Here is an 18,912-nt window from a genome sequence, read left to right as displayed (position 1 = left end):
GGCAGGTCGCCCGCGTGGCCGGGAAGGTGTGAGATGACCGGACCGACGGATCGGCCGCAGCGGTGGAACCGGCTGCTGGAACTGCTCGCCGATTCCGGGCGGCTCTCGGTAGAGGAGGCCGCCGAGCGCCTCGGCGTATCACCGGCGACGGTGCGCCGCGATTTCACCGCGCTCGCCGAACAGCAGTTGGCGACCAGAACCCACGGCGGCGTCGTCGCGACGTCGATCGCCTACGAACTGCCCGCCCGCTACCGGCAGGGCGGCGGTGAAGCCAAGCAGCGGATCGCCGAACACGCTGCGGGACTTATCGAACCGAGCGCGGTGGTCGGAATGAACGGCGGCACCACGACCACGGCAGTGGCGCGCGCACTGGCCGGACGGACCGATCTGGCGAATGCCAGCGGAGATCAGCTGACCATCGTCACCAACGCACTCAATATCGCCGGGGAAATGGTCCTGCGTCCGCATATGCGCACCATCGTGCTCGGCGGTGTGGCCCGGCGCGAATCCTATGAGCTGCACGGCCCGCTGGCCGAACGCGCATTGGCCGAATTGCGTTTGGACACACTGATCCTCGGGGTGAACGCGATATCCGCGGAGGGCGGTGCGCAGTGCCGCCATATCGACGAAGCCGGGGTAACGACCGAGATGGTGCGGCGCTCGGGGCAGGTAATGGTCGTCGCGACCGCCGACAAGCTCGAACGTTCGGCACTGGCCCGCATCTGCGGCATCGATCAGGTCGATGTGCTGGTTACCGATACCGACGCGAATCCGGATGCGGTGGCACTGATTCGGGCGGCGGGGGTTCGGGTCGACATCGTGTGAGTGTGCTGGCCCGTGGGCGACGTCCTCCGGCTCGGGCAAAGGTTGTCGGTGCGATCGACCCCGGCAGCGATGTCGTCGCCCCTGACGTCCACCGAGCCGTCTGCGCCGGGGCGACATCGCCGCCCTCGCTCGACCAGGTGCTCGAGTTGTCAGACGCCGGGACCCCGGTACCAGCCCGGCGACGTCGGCTGGTTGATCATCCTCGGACTGAAGGAGCTGGAGTATCTAGCGGACCCCGCTCCGGCCAATGATCCGCCGCCACCCGACGACCGCTATTGATCGCCGGATATGACCAAAGCTGCCGTCAGACGCAGTGCGACCACGCGAATTCGACGGCCGCCGCATCAACCGCGACTAAGCCGCGTGTGTGTACGCGTTCAGCGTCTCGCGCATCTCACCCGCGACCGTTGTGGGACGACCACGTTGCCAGTCGTGGGACCATCGACAACAGGTGAGCTACTGAGAGAACATGTTTCGGATCAGTTCCGCGGGCCGACCATGGTGCGACGGCTGAATGTCGGAGAATCTGCTCAGGTGAGGGACTGGGTCGCGGTCCGTAGGTCGTCGAGGGCTGCCAGCGTGTACGGCGCCAGTGCGGCGTCGTGCTGGGCTTGCAGCCACTGGGCGTAGCCCTGTTTGAATGCGAGGACGCCCAGTTCGGCCGCGAGGTGCGCGGTCGGGTCCGGTACGCCGCGGGCGCGCAGAGCCTCGGTCATTGCTGCCGCCATGCCCACGCTCTTGAGCGCATCGCGCTCTTGGAGTTCGGTATTGGCGTCGATCGCGGCCTTCAGGCGCGGCCCGAGTTCGCGGTTCATCGACCCCATTGTGTTCGAGGCGCGCTCGAGGCCGGCCGCGACCGCTTCGAGCGGAGTAGCGCGCTCGGGCGCTTCCGTGATCCCCTCGGCCAGCAGTCGGCTCAGCGTCTGCTGGCCAGCAGCCAGGAGTTCGCGCTTATCGGGGAAGTATCGAAAGAAGGTGCTCTTGGTGACTCCGGCGCGTTCGGCGATCTGCGCCACCGTCGTGGCGTCGTATCCCTGCTCGGTGAACAGGTCCACGGCAGCCAGCACTAACCGTTCGCGTGCACCAGGTTCCCATCGCGCCATGCGGCCATCATAGGTGATGGGACTGTTGTCTCATCGCACTGCTATAGTGATGAGACAACAGTCCCATCACTGTCCATGGAGAGAGACATGCACGTCTTCATCACCGGCGGCGCCGGTCTGATCGGCTCGGCTGTCATTGCCGAGCTGCGCGGCAATGGCCACACCGTCCTCGCGCTCGCCCGCTCCGACTCGTCCGCGAAAGCTCTCGAGACCGCCGGCGCTGAGCCGATTCGCGGCAACCTCGCCGATCTGCCCACGCTCCGCGCCGCTGCCGCCCGGTCCGACGGCGTGATCCACCTGGCCTTCGCCAATAACTTCAGCACGCCCGCCGCGGTCGCGGAGGCGGTCGCCGAGGAGAGCGCCGCCCTGGCGGCCCTGGGCGAGGAACTCGTCGACAGCGAACGTCCGTTCATCACGGTCTCGGGCACTCCGCCCATACCGGGCCGCGCCTCCACCGAGACCGATCCGCTACCGACCGACGGACTTGTCGGCGGACGCGGCCGCTCGGTCACCTCGGTACTGGAGCTGGCCTCGCGGGGGGTGCGGAGTGCGGCCATCCGCCTGCCGCGCACGGTGCACAACGAGGGCAAGGGCGGATTCGCCGGCCTGCTGACCGAGACCGCGCGCCGCACTGGGGTGTCCGGCTACCCGGGCGACGGCACCCAGCGCTGGCCCGCCGTGCATGCGCTCGACGCGGCCGTCCTCTTCCGGCTGGCTTTGGAGCAGGCACCGGCCGGAACCGCCTGGCACGCCGTGGCCGACGAGGGCGACACCGTACGTGACATCGCGGCGGTCATCGGTCGCAGGCTCGGGCTTGCGGTGGAATCCATACCGCAAGAGACGTTCGGCCCTCTCGGCCCGATCTTCGCCACCGATCAACCCTCGTCGAGTTCCCACACCCGACAGACACTCGGCTGGCGGCCCGAACACCCGAGCCTCCTCGAAGACTTGGAGAACATCCAGCCCTGACCGGCGGGCAGCAGCCCGGCGCCCGGAGTGCGCAGGGAACACCTCCGCCCCGGCCAGGTGGACCAGCTCCCGTGGGCACCTGGAACTCCATCCTGGCCGGGAAGGAGCGGCGGCGGTGATCGCGCCGAGCATGGCCCATGTCAACAGTCGCACGCGGGCTATCGCGGTGGCGTCCGACCTGCGCGAGTGTCGAACCTGAGCGGGAACGGTCGATACACCAGCAGCGCGAACGCGAACGGGGCGAACGTGAACGAGAGAGTCGACACCGTGGCGACTAGCGCGATTGCCGTCGTGACCGATACGGACGCGAATCCGGATGCGGTGGTGACGATTCGGGGCGCCCGGCACGGGATGTCGCAACAGGTACTCGCCGACCGGGCCGGGTTGTCTCGCGGCGCTATTGCCAAGTACGAGAACGGCGAACGGCCGATCGACTCACGCCGGACGCTCTACGCGCTCGCGGTGGCGCTCGGCGTGCGGATCACGGACCTGACCGGGCATCCGCTCGAACAGGTCGACCCATCGGCCGCAATGTTCCACGCCTGCATCGGCGATATCGAGGCAGCGTTGTGGATGGGGGGACATGCTAGCCACGACAGCGAGCCGCGCCCGCTCGGTGAGTTGGCCGAAGCGGCGCGGCAAGTCTGCCGGACTCGCCTCGCATGCGACTTCGTGACGCTAGGTCTGATGCTGGCCCCGCTGATTATCGAGAGCTACAAGCACACCTACGCTGTGTCGGAGGCCGACCGGGTGGCTGCGTGGAACATACTCGCGTCCGTCGCGTTCGATACCGCCATCGCGCTACGGGTGCGCGGGTATGGCGCGCTGGCCTGGACAGCGGCCCAAGCGATCGAGCAGGCTGCCCAGCACACCGACGACACCGCAGGGCACGCGGCGGCCGCGTTCGCGCGTAGTCAGGTGTTGCTGTCGCGTCCGGGGTCGATGTCAGCGGCGCTCGGTTGTGCCGAATCGTCGGCGGACAAGTTGCAATCGTCGGTCGCGTCGCGTGGTGAGCTGGAGACGTACGGGATGCTCCACCTACAGAGCGCATTGACCGGGGCCGCGCTCGGCAAGGAGGCAGACGGCCATTTTGCCGAGGCCGCAGAGATCGCAGACCGCCTCACCGAGGCCGAACCGGGACCGTCGATGATGCGCAATCCGACATTCGGACCGGAGAACGTGGTGCTGTGGCGGATGTCGGCGGCAATGGAGAAGCGCGAGGCAGGCCGCGTGCTCGAGCTCGCCCCACTGATCGCACCGGACGCAATCGAGGCACCGAGCCGCCGCGCTCAGTACTTCGTCGAGATCGGCCGTGCGTACGCGCTACAGCGCAACTATCGGGAGTCGCTGTATGCGCTGTTGCGGGCCGAACACGTTGGGCCGCAACACGTCCGGAGCATGACTCACGTCCGCGAACTGGTCGGGCACATGATGCGCTCGGCCCGGCGCGACCTCACTACCGGCGACCTCGGCCGATTGGCGCAGCGGGTCGGCGTGGTGCCCGCGTAAATACACACAACACATTCGGCGGCATGACTACCTATTGCCGCGTCCAGATAGCTCCTGCCGCATCGACCCCGGGCCCGCGACCGCGAACTCGTCGGGCACATGATGCGCTCGGCGCGGCGGGACCTGACTACCGGCGACCTCAGCCGGCTAGCTCATCGGGTCGGCGTGGTGCCCGCGTGAGTACACACAACACGTAGTCCACCTTGTCCCCGATAACAGGGCCGGGTCGCGCTGTGCCGCCGCGGGATCGCCGCAGGCCGTCTCCGACGCTACCCCGGATAACAGCCCATTATCCGGGGTAACACGACCTGCGCCGAGTGTTGCGGAGTCGACCTCGCCGGGCTATGGCAGTACGACGAGTCGTTTCCCGCGCAGATCGGTTCGCTGCCACGCGGTTTCGATGTCGCTCAGCGGAATCGCCGCCAGGTCGAAGGTGAGCTCGCCGGACCGTGTCCATTCCACGATCTGCCCGTACACCGTGCCCATGGTCTGCGCGTCGAGCCCCTTGGCCGCACCGTAGATCTCGACTCCGGAGGTGCGCAGGCTCTCGGCGGTGAGGGTGAGCCCGCGTCCGGCGGCCTCACCGACCTGGATCAAGCGTGTCGGTTTTCCGAATGCGAACGACTCCGGAACCAGGGTGCGCAACAAGATCTCGGTCGGCCGTCCCCACAGGTAGTCCAGGACCACGTCGTAGCCGTCACCCTTGACTTCGGTGAACGCCTGCGCCAGGGCGTCGTCGCTGACGGCGGTGTTGATGACGGTGTCGGCGCCGAGTGCCCGCACGTCGCGGAGTTGATCGTCGTCACGGCCGGTCGCGATGATCCGTCCCGCTTCGAGCAGCCGGGCCACCTGGACCGCGAGCCGCCCGGCGACTCCGGTAGCCCCTTGGATCAGTACCGTCTCGCCGGGAACGAAACCGGCGGCCGTCGTGATGGACATTCCGGTGACGGCCGTGGCCAGCATGACGGCGACGGCCGGATCGATGCCCTCGGGGATCGGGGCGTACGCGGCGGCGGCCACTACGGTCTTCTCGGCGAGCGCGCCGTAAGGCCGTCGGGGGTTGCCGAAGCCGACGAGGGTGCCGTCGGGCAGTGTGCCGACGCCGTCGAAGGCGGGGATCACCGGGAGTTCGGTGAGGAATTGCCCACTGGCGTAATGCGTTCCTGCTGCGATCGCCTTGTCGACGTTCTCGACCGCGACGGCCTTCACATCGATGATCACTTCCCCCTCACCGGCCACCGGATCCGGGAAGTCCTCGTATCGGGGAACGCTCCCGATCTCGTGCAATACCGCGGCCTTCATCGCAGCTCCTGACCGAAGAACGCCGCGATTCGGGTCTGCAAGCCCACCAGGACCCGCGGTGGGCGGGCGGGTGAGTGATTCCACCGGTGGTTGAGCGACCGGTGGCCGTCAGCGGGGTTCTGCCGCGCCCGACCGTGGCGCGTGGCGCCCTGGTGGCCGGGCGCCCGCTCGGCGTGAGCGGGAACCCCGGGAACGCGGTGGGTCGCCGAGTGCAGCAAATCCCGCATCGAATGCCGGTGTGTCATTTTCGTCCTCCTGTGTCTGCGGTATCAGCGAGGACTCATGCCCGTCTCTATCGCCGATAGAGACAACTCTATCAGTGATAGAGTTGCGGCGGGAGGTGTGCATTGACATTGGACCGACAGCGCATCGTCACCGAGGCGGTCGCTTTGCTGGACGCCGAGGGTCTCGACGGTGTGACCCTGCGCAAGCTGGCCGCACGGCTGGGTGTGCGGCAACCGACCCTGTACTGGCATCTGCCCAACAAGGCCGCTCTGGTCACCGCGCTCGCCGAAGCGATCCTCGATCAGGAGTTCGGCGAGCTGTTACCGCCGGCGCCACAGGAGCGCTGGCAGGACTGGCTCGGAGAGCTGGCCGAGCGGCTGCGCCGCGCGCTGCTGGCCCACCCCGACGGCGCGCGGGTGCTGTCGGCTTCCCAGCTCTCGCTGAAGATGGCAGATATCTCCGAGCTGGCGATGAGCACGCTGGTGGCGCACGGTATTGCGCTGCACCGGGCTCGGGTGATCGTGCTGACGGTGGAGCGTTTCACCGTCGGTCACGTCCTCGAAGAGCAGGCCCCGCGCCCGGACCCCGACGCGCTCGACGACTTCGACATGGCGGCATTCACCGACCGGCACCCGACCGTGATAGCCGGCATCACCGAATACTTCCGGCCCGGCCGCACAGTCGACGACCTGTTCCACGAATGCCTCGCGGTGGTCATTGCCGGCGCAGCAGCCACCACCGGGTAACCCTCGGCGACAGCACTTCTCACGGCTCCCCGTCAGAACGGGGAGTCACGGACGCTGAGCGGCCGGTACCCGGTCGGCCCGAGCTGGGCGAGTTCGGCGTCGATGTCGACCTCGATCGCGCCGAGGCACGACCAGGGTGTCACCGGGCCGCAGATAGTCCAGGCACTTCCGGAGTTCCTGTCGATGTTCGAAGCCGTGTGCACGGATTTCCGGAGTGATGTGCACGCTCGATCGGTGATGCGGCTCAGTTGGTCGGTGTTGCGGCCTGGTCGTGGTCGCGGAGCAGCCGCAGAACGGTGGCCGGGGAGAGGTGCCGGCCCTTCTTCTTGCCCTTGGCGATGACGAGGCGGGCGGCGATGTCGCGCCGGCTGTGGTTGTGTTCGCGCAGGTGCAGGGCCATGGACAGCATGGCGTCATCGGCGACGGTGGCGCCGCCGATGGTTGTGCCGCGTTTGCGGGCGGATTCGTCGCCTTCCAGGGTGCGGTCGCGGATGTATTCAGGTGACCGCGACGCCGGAGGTGCGCAGTCTCGGGCCAGGGTGCCGGCGTTGTCCAGTTCGGGACGGACGCTGGCGCGGGTGGAGACCTTTTCGGCGAAGACCCGGCCGATGCCGGCGGCCCGCAGGGAGTCGAGTGGGGTGTCCAGAGACTGGCGGGCGGTGGACGCGCGGGCATAGCCGATCCGGACGTGCCCATTGGTGGCGAGGGGTAGGCACCATGCGCGCTCAGTAAGACGTCCCGAGCATCGAGCTGTTCGCCGAGGTGGCGGGCACGCCGAAGCCCTGAAACACCGATAAGTGCTGATTCACAGGACTGCGGGTAGTCCGAAGCTCGGGAAGAGGGTGGCGTCGACGAAGACGGTGATCCGGTCGATGGCCGCCTCGCGCAGGGTGAGCAGGTGGATGGAGTGTGCCCGGTAGATGCCATTGTCGTCGCGTTCGTAGTAGGCCACGGCGGGCTGGGTATTGGCCGAGGTCGGTATGGCGCGCCAGCGGTCCGGTGCCGAACCGCATTTATCGGCGATGAATGCAACCACGTCCGCGCGTCCGGTGAACCAGAGCAGGGCGGGCGGCATTTCGAGCACCACGTCATCGCGCAAAAGTTCGGCGAATTCGGCCATTTCGGCATTGCCGAAGGTGGCCATGTACCGATCGATCATGGCGCGTTCGTCCGGGCTCAGGGATTCCGACATCAGGTCGATCATCGGGGCGTCCTTCTCCAATTGGGCGCGGGCGCGCTGCAATGCGCTATTGACGGCGGCGGCGGAGGTTTCGAGCAGGTCGGCGACTTCGGCCGCGGACCAGGCGAGCACATCACGCAGGATCAACACCGCGCGCTGGCGGGCAGGCAGATATTGCAGCGCCGCGATGAACGCCAGCCGGATGCCGCTGCGGGCGGCGACCACGGTCGCCGGATCGTCGGCCGAAGTTCCCAATAGGGCGTCGGGAATCGGCTCCACCCAAGGGAGTTCGGGATGCTTGCGCGGACGCATGACCAGGGTGTCGCTCGGACCGACCAGCCCGGTGGGCAATGCCCGCCTGCCGCGCTGTTCGAGCGCGGTCAGGCAGGCATTGGTGGCGATCCGGTACAGCCAGGTGCGCAGCGAGGCCCGCTCTTCGTCGTAGCGATCGGCCGAGCGCCAGGCCCGCAGCATTGTCTCCTGCACCAGATCCTCGGCGTCGTGGATCGAGCCGAGCATCCGATAGCAGTGCGCCAGCAGCTCGGGCCGCAATGACGCTGTGCGCGTTGCGAAATCCGCACCGACCGTCATGGGGGCATAACTTACCGCGGATATGCGGTGATCGGTGCTGGTCATGAGGCTGCTCCGATTCGGTCGGCGGGGATGTCCTGCGGGGTCGGCGCGCCGCTGGGAATCAGTAGGCCGATCGCGGCCCCGGCCAGGGCGAGTGCGGTGGCGGTGCCGATCGCGCCGACGAAACCATCACTGAACGCCTGCTCCGAATCCAGCCCGCCGATGGTCGCGAAAACCGCTGCGGGCACGGCAATGCCGAAGGCTCCGCCGAGTTGGCGCAGGGTATTGAAGGTGCCGGAGGCGGCACCGATGGCGGGCAGCGGGACGGCGCGGAGCACGGCACTCTGGGCCGCCGGGATGGCCATCGATACTCCGATACCGGAGATCACGAACGGCGCAATCAGATCGGGATACGGCAGTTCGGGGGAGGCGGTGAGGGCGATCCAGCCGTAGCCGATGGCCTGCATAAGCAATCCAGTGACAACGAGCGGTCGCTCGCCGAATCTGTTGACCTGCCTACCCGCGATCGGTGCGACCAGGAATAGCGTCACGGTCCATGGCGCCAACCGCAGACCCGCACCCAGTGGCCCATTGTGCTGGACCAACTGGAGGAACTGGGCGAAGAAGAACGCGCCGCCGAAGATCGAGGTGAACAGCAGGAATCCCACCGTATTGCCCGCCGAGAATGCACGAGATCCGAAGAAACGCATCGGAATCAGCGGCGCGGGAGAACGCAGCTCCCATCGCACGAACCCGGCCAGCGCCACCGCACTCGCCACGAACGCGCCGATGACTTCGCCACTGGCCCAACCGGATTCATTGCCCCGGACCAGACCCCAGACCAGTCCGAACGCCGCGACGCTCACCAACGCGATACCCCGATAATCCAATGTGCGTGCCGCACCGGAACTTTCGCTCAGTCGGGTGGCGATCAGCGGCACCAACACCGCGCCGATCGGAACGTTCAGCCAGAAGATCCACTGCCAGGCCAGCCCCTGCACCACCGCGCCGCCGACGAGCGGCCCGCCGAGCGTGGCCAAACCGTTTACGGCGGAGAACAATCCGAGCGCCCGCGTCCGCTGTTCGGGCCCGAATGCCGCCGAGAGCAGTGACATCGCCACCGGCATCACCGCCGCCGCGCCGATGCCCTGTGCGGCACGCGCCGCGATCAACCAGCCCAGGCTAGGCGCCAGTGCGCACCCGACGGATGCCGCGCCGAATAGCACCAGCCCGACCATCAGCACGCGTCGGCGGCCGTACCGTTCACCGAGCGCGGCGCCCGCCATCAGCAACACCGCGAAACTCAGGGCATAGGCATTGATGGTCCATTCCAACTGCGCGATCGATGCATGCAGTTCGCGTTGTATCGCAGGCAATGCGGTGGTGACGACCAGTGCGTCGAGCGTGATCATCAGTGCCGCCAGTGATGTCAGCGCCAGTACCCAGCGCTGCCCAACAGTCATTTTCATCGTGAATGCACTCCTCCGATGGGTTGTGCGGATACATACCGGCGCCGCGGCGCCGATTCATCGGAGGTTGCGAAACTAATTTCGGGCCGGAGCGAGTTCGGTGGCCACGGGTGCCGCCGTTGTGCGCATGGTCCGCACCCAGACCACGAAGCCCCAGGCGACGAAGCCCGCGTAGACCAGGTAGAGGGTCGCGGACGGGTAGTAGCCCGCCTTCAGCAGCAGCGGCACGCCGACGAGATCGACGGCGATCCAGATGAGCCAGAATTCGGCGAGTCCGCGTGCCATGCCGTAGGTCGCCAGGACCGATCCGGTGAAGATCCAGGCCTCCGCCCATGGCCCATAGGAACCGATCAGCGCGAACAGCTGGGCGAACGCGGCCGTGCCGAGCAGCATCGCGGCCACCAGCAGCAGGCGTTCGCGCCCGCTGGCCCAACGCGGCACGACACCACGGTGTTCGAGTCCGGTTTCGGCGCGCGCGTGCCGATACCAACTCCACCACCCGTACGCGCTGACCGCGATGAACATCAACTGCCGCCCGGCCTGCCCCGCCATATTCAGGTGCTGTGGAGTATTGAAGACTCCACCGACGAAAACAGTGAACAGCAGCGCATTGCCCGCGACCCCGATCGGCCACGCCCACACCCGCCGCCGCATCCCGCCAACAGCCGCCGCCAGCCCGAACCCATTGCCGATAACCTCCCGCCAAAGAATCTCCGAGCCCGCGATATCCAGCTTGGCGTCCAGCAGCGCAGCGAATGCGTTCACCCCCGCTGTAACCCGAGTCGGTCGACTTCTCATCCCAACCCGCGAATTCGACGCACCCGGATCGAAATGCCTACCAGTGCCCGCACATCACCCGGCGCCTGCTGCCCTGCCGCAATTGAAGTGGCGAATGCCTGATTCGATGACCTGGGGTTCGCCAGATCAATCGAGACGCCAGATTCCGTGGAATCTCAATAGATGTGGCGAGTCCAGAACTGCGGCGTGATCGGACTGTTGGGTGCTGAGATCTCGGACCCAGCGGTGGGGGTACCGGGCGAAGGTGTCAACCGGATCGAAGAGAGTCTGCAGGACGACGGTGTCGGTCTCAGTCTCGGTTCATAGAGTGTTCCGATTCGACAATGACATCCAGCAGGCCGGGGAAGCGTGCTTCGAGGTCCTCGCGACGAAGCGACACCAATAGGTAGTGGCCTTCCCGGCGCTGCCGCACAATTCCACCCTCCCGCAGCACCCGCCAGTGATGGCCGATGTGCCGATGATGGAACGATTCTTTGCCGTCTGATCCGTCTCGATCCGGCAATGCTCGGTCGCGAGCGATCACGCCAGATTCGCCAGGTCGGGTCGGGCTCAACTCGCCACACGAGCGGGGCGTTCCTGGCTGCGGCGGCGGTCCACGTAACGATTGCGCAATCTGGGGTGGCGATTTGCAATATCCGTGCAACGACCTGCTCCTAGTGTTTTGGTCATGATGGCGAGCGGTACCGAGGAGCCCACCGGGGGGACGGGCATCCACATCAGTGGTTTGACGAAGACATTCCGGGTCGGCAGGAAGACAGTGCAGGCGCTGGACACGGTGGATCTGCATACCGAACAGGGTGCGTTCCTGTCCTTGCTGGGCCCGTCGGGCTGCGGTAAATCGACGGTGCTGCGCATCCTGGCCGGACTGGAGACCCCCACCGCGGGCAAGGCACTCATCGACGGTGAGACCCCCGCCCAGCTGCGCAGCCGCCATGAACTCGGCATCGCCTTCCAGGATTCGGCGCTGCTGCCGTGGCGGTCGGTCGAATCCAATATCAAGCTGCCATTGCAGGTCGCGGGCATCTCCCCGGATCCGGGGCTGATCGCGGATCTGATCGAGCTGGTCGGGCTGGAGGGGTTCGAGAAGGCCAAACCGGCGCAGCTGTCCGGCGGTATGCGCCAACGTGTTTCGATTGCGCGCGCCCTGGTCGTGAAGCCGACGGTGCTGTTGCTCGACGAGCCCTTCGGTGCACTCGACGATATGACCAGGCAGCGGCTCAATCTGGAACTGCTGCGGATCTGGACCGAGAAACCCGCGACCACACTGATGGTCACGCACGGCATCGCGGAGGCGGTATTCCTCTCCGATGTCGTCGCGGTGATGAGCCCGCGGCCGGGCCGGGTGCTGGAGTTGGTGAAGATCGATCTGCCGCGCCCGCGCACGCCCGAGATGATGCGCACCCCGGAATTCCACAAGTTGCACGACTACCTATCGGAATTGCTGTTCGGGAAGTCCGGCAAGGGCGGTGTCGCATGAGCAAATCGCATAGCGCCCGCCCGGAACGGTCCGTGAGGTGCGGGCATGAATGACAACCGAGAACCGCGATCGCATGACCTGACCAGATGCCTGGCCCACGCACGCCCAGGGTGGCAGCGGGTCGGTCGACCTCAGCCGCCACGCGCGGTGGTGTGCCCCCGCCGACAAGGGGGCGCGTCATGAAAAGGATCGGTGGGCTGATCGGCGTCCTCGGCCTGGTCGCGGTGTGGTGGCTGCTGGCCGCGATGGAGGTCGCCGGCGGCACGATCCCCAGTCCGTGGACCGTCCTACACACCATGTACACCGACGGCTGGGATCTCTACGGTCCCAACTTCCGGATCACCGCGCTGGGCGCGTTCAAGGGATTCGTGTGGGGCAATGCGCTGGCCATCGGGCTCGCGTTCCTCATCGTGTTGGTCCCGTGGATCGAACCGCTGGCGACCCAGTTGGCCATCCTCAGTTACTGCATCCCGTTGCTCGCGCTCGGTCCGATCATCCTGGTGGTCTTCGGCGGACGCACCCCGACGGTCTTCCTCGCGGCGATGTACTGCTTCTTCACCACCATGGTCGGCACCGTCACCGGACTGCGCTCGGCCGATGTCGCCAGCCTCGATCTGGTGCGGGCGTACGGCGGCGGTCGCTGGCAACAGCTCTACCGGGTGCAGGCGATCGCGGCGCTGCCGAATATGTTCGCGGCGTTGAAGATTGCCGCGCCCTCGGCCGTGCTGGGCGCGATCATCGGTGAGTACCTCGGCGGCGTGGACAGCGGCATCGGCGTCGCACTGACCGCCGCGCAAACCGCATATAACGTGCCACGCACCTGGGGTATGGCACTGGCCGCCGCCGCACTCGCGGGGCTCGGCTACGCGATCGTCGCGCTGGTCGCCCGATTGGTCACCCCGTGGACCGCGCAGGAGGCGAGATGAGCCGCGCACAATTGGCGCCCCGCGCGCGCAGTCGCCCGATGAATCCGGGCGGTGAGTTGGCGCGCGTCGGGCCAGGGGGTGCCCGGTGGGCAGAAGAGTGCGAGACCCCGCTCCGCTGCGGGGCCAGTTCGGAGGAGTGCCATGGCTGACGAACTTGCGCCGATGGACAAAGTGACCACGGCCGTTGCGCAGAGCACGCGGCCCCAACGCAGTGCCGCCGCCGGGACGTTCGATGTGCTGATCCGCCTCGGCCGCTTCCTGTTCCCCCTGGCCACCGCGCTACTGCTCATGCTGGTGATCTGGTACGTCTTCCTGAAGGCATTTCCGCAGGTCGGGCCACGGGTCGGCAAGACGCCGACCGATGTCTGGAAGTACCTGTTCGACTCCGCGGGCGCACATACCGCGCGACAGGCGATATTCGACGATCTGCAGATCACCCTGCGCGATGCGGCCATCGGATTCGGCGTCGGCATGCTGGCGGCGCTCGTGGTCGCCGCGCTGTTCGTCTCGTTCTCGGTAGTCGAGCAGACGTTCATGCCGGTCGCCATGCTGTTGCGTTCGGTGCCGCTGGTGGCGCTGACGCCGATCATTGTGCTGGTATTCGGGCGCGGGCTGGCCGGTGTGACGGTGCTCGCGGCGATCGTGGTGTTCTTTCCGGCGCTGGTGATGATCATGGCCGGACTGCGCAACGCACCGCGTCAGGCCATGGATCTGGTGGCCGCCTACGGCGGGTCCCGCTGGACCGGGCTGCGCATGGTCGCCGTCCCCGCCGCATTGCCGTCGGTCTTCGCGGCGGCGCGGATCTCGGTGCCGGGCGCGCTGATCGGCGCGCTGCTCGGGGAGTGGCTGGGCAGCGGAACCGGGCTGGGGGCCAGCCTGATCCGCGCCATCCCGACATTCCAGTACAACAAACTGTGGGCCTCGATCGTGATCGTGACCATCGTCTCGGTGCTGTTGTACGCGATCGTCGGCGTCGTCGAGAATCTGGTGCTCGCCCGCTTCGGCCCCGAGACGGGCCGCCGCTGACCGGTTAGTTTTTCGCAAATCAGCGCTCGGAACGTCAAAGTAAAGAAATTGAAACGGAATCCCCTTAGATTCGGCCCATGACACCCGTGCAACGCTCTTCGTTCGGGCCGAACCTGAACCGGCGATCCCTGTTTCGTTACTCCGCGCTGGCTGGCGCCGCATTAGGCGGTGCGAGCCTATTGGCCGCATGTGGCGATGATTCGAAAGACTCCTCCGGCGGGTCGGTGGCGGACGGATCCAAATACGGTTCCGTCGCGATCCAGCTGTCCTGGCTGAAGAACATCGAATTCGCGGGCGAGTACTTCGCCGATTCCAAGGGCTACTACAAGGAGGCCGGCTTCGGCTCGGTGAATCTGGTCGCCGGTGGCGCCGCGAGCACCTCGGTCGAGGCGGGCCTGGACACCGGCAAGGTCTGGCTCGGCACCTCGGCGCCACAGACCACCGCACCCGCCATCCTGGAGGGCCTGCCCGCCAAGATCGTCGCGACCACGTATCAGAAGAACCCCTTCTGCATCGTCAGCTCCGCCGCCAAGCCGATCAAGACCCCGCAGGATATGAAGGGCCGCAAGATCGGTGTGCAGGACACCAACCAGCTGATCTTCAATGCCCTGCTGAGCGCCAACGGTATGAAGCCGGGCGATGTCACCATCGTGCCCGCGCAATACGATCCGACACCACTGGCCAACGGCGAAGTCGACGGCTGGGTCAGCTATGTGACCAATGAGCCGATCACCTTGACCGCCAAGGGATTCGAGAATACGAACTTCCTCTTCGCCGACTACAACCTGCCGCTGGTCGCCGAGACCCTGACGGTCAAGCAGTCCACCATCGATAAGGAGCGCGACAAGCTGAAGGCCTTCCTGATCGCCGAGATCAAGGGCTGGAAGGACGCGGTCGCGAATCCGGCCGAATCCGCCCGGCTCGCGGTCGAGGTGTACGGCAAGGATCAGAAGCTCGATCTATCCGAGCAGACCAAGGAGGCGACCGCGCAGAACGGCCTGGTGGTATCGGCGGATTCGACCGCCAACGGTCTGCTGACCATGACCGATCAGCTGATCGAGCAGAATATCGCCGCGCTGCGCACCGCCAAGATCGATATCAAGGCCGACCAACTGTTCGACCTGTCGGTGCTGCGCGAGGTGTACGCGGAGAATCCCGGTCTGAAGTAGTGCCCCGCGGTTAGAGCGCTATCGAGGCATTGGCCGGATATGCGCCGAATTCCGGTATGGCATCGGCCTTTTCGGTGGCCTGCTGCCCGGTCTCATAAGACCGGGCAGCAAGCAGTTCGGCGGTGATGGACACGGCTACCTCGGCGGCGGTGCGCGCCCCGATATCGAGACCGGCGGGGGAGTGCAGGCGGGCGAGTGTCGCGTCGTCGAAGCCGCCTGCCTGCAGGTCTTCGATACGCCGGATGTGTGCCGACCACGATCCATTTGCGGCCAGATAGCCCAGCTCGGGTAGTCGCAGCGCCACGGTGAGCAGTGGGATCTCGAATTTCGGATCGTGCCCGAGTACGACGATCGCGGTGCTGTTATCGATCTCGCCAGCCGCCGCGAGCGTATTCAGATACCGGTGCGGCCAGTCGACGACCACCTCGGCGCCGGGAAAGGTATCGGGGGTTGCGAAGGTGTCGCGGGAGTCGCAAATGGTGACGCGGTAGCCGAGCAATTTGGCCTGCACGGTGAGTGCCGCGGCAAAGGCATTGGCACCGAAGATGATCATTCGCGGCGGCGGCGGGAACGAGGCGACGAATACATCGGATTCCGGTAGTGCGACGAGTTCGGTCGCATGCCGTTTCGGGGTGACCAGGTGCTGCCCGATCAGATCCGGGTCCGGATTCCACACCACGGTGAATACCGTGACCCGGCGGTGCGCGGCGATTTCCGCAGCGACGGTGGGGAATTCCGGAAAGTCGCGGCGGGAGAACGGTTCCACGAAAACATCGACCATGCCGCCGGAGTCCAGCCCGGGCTCGCCCGGCGGCACCCCGAAGCGCTGCAATCCACGTCTACCGGTGCGCGCGGCATCGGTGGCCGCATTGATCACGGTCGCCTCGACGGTGCCGCCCAAGACCGAGCCGTAGACCGCGCCATTGGCATCCACCAGGATCGATGTGCCCACCGGTAACGGTCCGGAACCTACAGTGCGCACGATGGTGGCGAGTCCGCCGGTCCGGCCGGAATGCCAAACCCGCAATAGGTCGTCGACAATGTCGCGCATCTGCTCAGCTCCGCTCACGCGTGCGGCGTGGCCGGGAAGTCACGATCGTCGCCTGTCGCCAAATCGTCGCACGTGACGCACACCATATCGTTATTACCGGCCAAATAGGTCCGCGCGCCGGAATCTCTTACGGCTGCTTGATAAATCGAGGTCCAGTGCTTGTTGGAGATGGCAACGGGATGTCCGGGTGTGGCGTGGAACACAGCGCGGGCCAAGCCGGTCGGCGCGGCGAAGGCGGCGGCGGTGACCCGGGCGACGACATCCGCGCCGACATCGGGGGTATCCACCGGCATGATCGCGACGTAGTCGGCGGGCGTGCGCGCCGCGGCCCGCAGGCCCGCCCGCAGCGAGGCGCCGAGCCCGGTCGCCCAGTCCGCCGCCCAGACGTAATCGGTGCCATCGGGAAGGTCGACGGCCGTCGGCGCCGGTCCGGTCGCGCCGAGCACCACGATCACCGGATCGCAGCCGCCATCGCGCAGCGCCGCCACCGCCGACCGCAGCCAGGCTCCGCCCTCGGCCAGCGCCTTTGGCATCCCGTACCGGGTTCCGGCGCCCGCCGCCAGGACGATGCCGGCGCAGACCGGATCGGGCGCGGCGCCGTCGGATACCACCATGATCGAGACGGTAGTCCGGCCGTGTAGCCGATGGGTTACAGAAAGGTGGTGTGACATCGACGATCGCGGGTAAACGACACGCCGGAAGTGATCTATCTCGTTCGACTGGCGACTGGGGTGGTGGTATTCGATGCTGGTCCGATGACAGACGACCGAATCGGCCTCGCGGAGTTCAATGGGCTGCCGGAGTCGGCGGCCGTCGCGATCGTGCTCGACTGTTGCTCGTCGCCGGTCTGGGCCCGGTCGCTGGTCGCCGGACGGCCATATGCCGATATCGACGCGGTCTGCGCCGCGGCCGATGCGGTGCTCGCAGAATTGTCCGAGGACGAGATCGATCGCGCGCTCGACGGACATCCGCGCATCGGCGCCCGGCCCGATACCGCGGCGTCGGCGCGCGAGCAGGCCGGAGTGATCGGGGCCGAGGATGCGGTGCGGGCCGGGCTCGCCGAGGGCAATCTGGACTATGCGGAGAAGTTCGGCCACATCTACCTGGTATGCGCGACCGGTAAGTCCGGTGCGGAGCTGCTCGAATTGCTCACCGCCCGGCTCGGCAATGATCCGGAGACCGAAAGGCGGATTATGCGAACGGAATTGGCGAAGATCAATCGGATTCGGCTGGGCCGGTTGCTGGGTGATCCGGCGTGAGCGAGCGCAGTGCGCGAACCATGGGCACAGCCACGAGCACCGTCGAGGCGGGACCGAACGCCGGTGGGGTGCAGCCATGAGCACGCTGAGCACGCATGTGCTCGATGCCGTCGCGGGTGCGCCCGCGGCCGGTATCGCGGTGGTGCTCCATCGCGACGCCGAGGTACTCGGTTCGGGAACCACCGATGGCGATGGCCGCATCGCCACGCTCGGCGCGGGTTTGCCGCCCGGCACCTATCGGCTGGTGTTCGATACCGGCGCCTACTTCGCCGCGCGCCGGATCGAATCGTTCTATCCGGAGGTCTGCGTCACCTTCGTCGTCATCGAGGAGCGGCACTACCACGTCCCGTTGTTGTTGTCGCCCTTCGCCTTTTCCACCTATCGAGGGAGCTGAGCCATGGAGCTGACCGGGCCGATCGTGCTGTCGGACAATCGATACGGCAAGGCGGAGAACCGAATCGTCCGGATCTACCGGGACGATGCGCGCCACGAGATCCGCGATGTGAACGTATCCACCGTGCTGCGTGGCGATTTCGCCGACGCCTATATCGCCGGCGACCAGTCGAAGGTGCTGCCGACCGATACCCAGAAGCAGACCGCATATGCGTACGCGAAAAAGCCTGGGCTGCAACCGATCGAGGACTACGCGCTGGCGCTGGCCGCGCATTTCGTCGATGAGATCGATCCGGTACGCAGTGCGCGCATCGAGGTCGATGAATATGCCTGGCAGCGGGTCACCGTCGACGGCAGCGAGCACGACCACACCTGGGTGCGGCAAGGCCCAGAGGTGCGGACCGCGGCGGTCACCGTGGCCGGTAAGGGCGACCAGCAGCGGGCCTGGGTCATCGGCGGGGTCAAGGATCTGGTGATCCTCAAGTCGACCGGTTCGGAGTTCGCCGACTTCCTCACCGACGAATTCACCGTGCTCGCGCCGACCCGTGACCGGATGCTCGCGACCTCTCTCATCGCGCAGTGGCGCTTCGCCAGCACCACCGGGGTGGACTGGGACGCGGTGTACGCGGGTGTTCGGCAGCGGATGGTCGAGGTCTTCGCGACGCTGCATTCCAAAGCCTTGCAGCAGACGCTGTTCGAGATGGGCAAGGCCGCGCTGGCCGCCTATCCGGTGTTGGCCGAGATCCGGCTGGCCGCGCCCAATAAGCATCACTTCGACTACGATCTGGGCCGATTCGGTATCGAGAACCACGGCGAGGTCTACCACGCCGACGATCGTCCCTACGGACTCATCCACGCCACCGTGCGACGCGAAGATGCCCCGGAAGCCGGACCGGCATGGATACCGTAGGC

General features: G+C 66.6%; 19 protein-coding genes. 11 read left to right on the top strand and 8 right to left on the bottom strand.

The window, feature by feature from the left end; translation table 11 throughout:
- Positions 1-33: 33 nt before the first annotated feature.
- Complete coding sequence (locus tag ACWEO2_RS08035; RefSeq protein WP_452404654.1) at positions 34-825, top strand: DeoR/GlpR family DNA-binding transcription regulator; 792 nt, start codon at positions 34-36, stop codon at positions 823-825.
- A 530-nt stretch (positions 826-1,355) separates the two neighbouring features.
- Here the strand turns inward: ACWEO2_RS08035 and ACWEO2_RS08030 are convergent.
- The gene (locus ACWEO2_RS08030) at positions 1,356-1,928 is read right to left on the bottom strand and encodes a TetR/AcrR family transcriptional regulator (protein ID WP_452404653.1); all 573 of its coding nucleotides are present in this window, start codon (positions 1,926-1,928) and stop codon (positions 1,356-1,358) included.
- 87 nt (positions 1,929-2,015) lie between these two features.
- Here ACWEO2_RS08030 and ACWEO2_RS08025 point away from each other — a divergent pair, with 87 nt between their 5' ends.
- Positions 2,016-2,897: an SDR family oxidoreductase gene (locus ACWEO2_RS08025; RefSeq protein WP_452404652.1), complete on the top strand. Its 882-nt coding sequence runs from the start codon at positions 2,016-2,018 to the stop codon at positions 2,895-2,897.
- A gap of 267 nt (positions 2,898-3,164) precedes the next feature.
- Positions 3,165-4,406 carry a helix-turn-helix domain-containing protein gene (locus tag ACWEO2_RS08020; protein ID WP_452404651.1) on the top strand — a complete coding sequence of 414 codons (1,242 nt, stop codon included), beginning with the start codon at positions 3,165-3,167 and terminating at the stop codon, positions 4,404-4,406.
- A gap of 342 nt (positions 4,407-4,748) precedes the next feature.
- Here ACWEO2_RS08020 and ACWEO2_RS08015 read toward each other — a convergent pair whose 3' ends face one another.
- Entirely contained in the window at positions 4,749-5,708 is a 960-nt protein-coding gene (locus ACWEO2_RS08015; protein ID WP_452404650.1) for a quinone oxidoreductase family protein, read from the bottom strand.
- Positions 5,709-6,055: 347 nt separating this feature from the next.
- On the opposite strand from ACWEO2_RS08015, the gene ACWEO2_RS08010 reads away from it, so the two are divergent.
- The gene (locus ACWEO2_RS08010; protein ID WP_452404649.1) at positions 6,056-6,679 is read left to right on the top strand and encodes a TetR/AcrR family transcriptional regulator C-terminal domain-containing protein; all 624 of its coding nucleotides are present in this window, start codon (positions 6,056-6,058) and stop codon (positions 6,677-6,679) included.
- A gap of 244 nt (positions 6,680-6,923) precedes the next feature.
- Here the strand turns inward: ACWEO2_RS08010 and ACWEO2_RS08005 are convergent, their stop codons facing one another.
- The 4 genes from ACWEO2_RS08005 to pnuC form a co-directional block, all read right to left on the bottom strand.
- Positions 6,924-7,088 (bottom strand): hypothetical protein, encoded by a 165-nt coding sequence (locus ACWEO2_RS08005; protein ID WP_452404648.1) that lies wholly within the window; start codon positions 7,086-7,088, stop codon positions 6,924-6,926.
- 396 nt (positions 7,089-7,484) lie between these two features.
- The gene (locus ACWEO2_RS08000; RefSeq protein ID WP_452404647.1) at positions 7,485-8,495 is read right to left on the bottom strand and encodes a sigma-70 family RNA polymerase sigma factor; all 1,011 of its coding nucleotides are present in this window, start codon (positions 8,493-8,495) and stop codon (positions 7,485-7,487) included.
- Positions 8,492-9,901 carry a DHA2 family efflux MFS transporter permease subunit gene (locus ACWEO2_RS07995; protein ID WP_452404646.1) on the bottom strand — a complete coding sequence of 470 codons (1,410 nt, stop codon included), beginning with the start codon at positions 9,899-9,901 and terminating at the stop codon, positions 8,492-8,494. Before ACWEO2_RS07995 ends, ACWEO2_RS08000 begins: the two co-directional genes overlap by 4 nt.
- A 75-nt stretch (positions 9,902-9,976) precedes the next feature.
- Positions 9,977-10,666, bottom strand: a complete 690-nt coding sequence (gene pnuC, locus ACWEO2_RS07990) for a nicotinamide riboside transporter PnuC (protein WP_452404645.1) — start codon at positions 10,664-10,666, stop codon at positions 9,977-9,979.
- A gap of 700 nt (positions 10,667-11,366) precedes the next feature.
- Between pnuC and ACWEO2_RS07985 the strand changes: the two genes are divergently transcribed.
- The 4 genes from ACWEO2_RS07985 (at position 11,367) to ACWEO2_RS07970 (ending at position 15,297) form a co-directional block, all read left to right on the top strand.
- The gene (locus ACWEO2_RS07985; RefSeq protein ID WP_452404644.1) at positions 11,367-12,176 is read left to right on the top strand and encodes an ABC transporter ATP-binding protein; all 810 of its coding nucleotides are present in this window, start codon (positions 11,367-11,369) and stop codon (positions 12,174-12,176) included.
- A 179-nt stretch (positions 12,177-12,355) separates the two neighbouring features.
- Positions 12,356-13,102 (top strand): ABC transporter permease, encoded by a 747-nt coding sequence (locus ACWEO2_RS07980; RefSeq protein WP_452404643.1) that lies wholly within the window; start codon positions 12,356-12,358, stop codon positions 13,100-13,102.
- A 288-nt stretch (positions 13,103-13,390) separates the two neighbouring features.
- Positions 13,391-14,128 carry an ABC transporter permease gene (locus ACWEO2_RS07975; protein WP_452404842.1) on the top strand — a complete coding sequence of 246 codons (738 nt, stop codon included), beginning with the start codon at positions 13,391-13,393 and terminating at the stop codon, positions 14,126-14,128.
- Between the two features lie 77 nt (positions 14,129-14,205).
- Positions 14,206-15,297 carry an ABC transporter substrate-binding protein gene (locus ACWEO2_RS07970; RefSeq protein ID WP_452404642.1) on the top strand — a complete coding sequence of 364 codons (1,092 nt, stop codon included), beginning with the start codon at positions 14,206-14,208 and terminating at the stop codon, positions 15,295-15,297.
- A 10-nt stretch (positions 15,298-15,307) separates the two neighbouring features.
- Here ACWEO2_RS07970 and ACWEO2_RS07965 read toward each other — a convergent pair whose 3' ends face one another.
- Complete coding sequence (locus ACWEO2_RS07965; protein ID WP_452404641.1) at positions 15,308-16,348, bottom strand: XdhC family protein; 1,041 nt, start codon at positions 16,346-16,348, stop codon at positions 15,308-15,310.
- A gap of 14 nt (positions 16,349-16,362) precedes the next feature.
- A complete protein-coding gene (locus ACWEO2_RS07960) occupies positions 16,363-16,962 on the bottom strand; it encodes a nucleotidyltransferase family protein (RefSeq protein ID WP_452404640.1) in 600 nt (199 codons plus the stop codon).
- Between the two features lie 141 nt (positions 16,963-17,103).
- Between ACWEO2_RS07960 and uraD the strand changes: the two genes are divergently transcribed.
- The 3 genes from uraD (at position 17,104) to pucL (ending at position 18,910) form a co-directional block, all read left to right on the top strand.
- Positions 17,104-17,607 carry a 2-oxo-4-hydroxy-4-carboxy-5-ureidoimidazoline decarboxylase gene (gene uraD, locus ACWEO2_RS07955; protein WP_452404639.1) on the top strand — a complete coding sequence of 168 codons (504 nt, stop codon included), beginning with the start codon at positions 17,104-17,106 and terminating at the stop codon, positions 17,605-17,607.
- Positions 17,608-17,683: 76 nt separating this feature from the next.
- Positions 17,684-18,001, top strand: coding sequence for a hydroxyisourate hydrolase (gene uraH, locus ACWEO2_RS07950; protein ID WP_354957761.1), 318 nt, complete (start codon positions 17,684-17,686; stop codon positions 17,999-18,001).
- Between the two features lie 3 nt (positions 18,002-18,004).
- Positions 18,005-18,910 (top strand): factor-independent urate hydroxylase, encoded by a 906-nt coding sequence (gene pucL, locus ACWEO2_RS07945; RefSeq protein ID WP_452404638.1) that lies wholly within the window; start codon positions 18,005-18,007, stop codon positions 18,908-18,910.
- The last annotated feature ends 2 nt before the right edge of the window (positions 18,911-18,912 follow it).

This window comes from Nocardia sp. NPDC004278, assembly GCF_053602975.1.
Note: the sequence above shows the minus strand (reverse complement) of the source record. Positions and strands in the feature narration are given on the sequence as shown.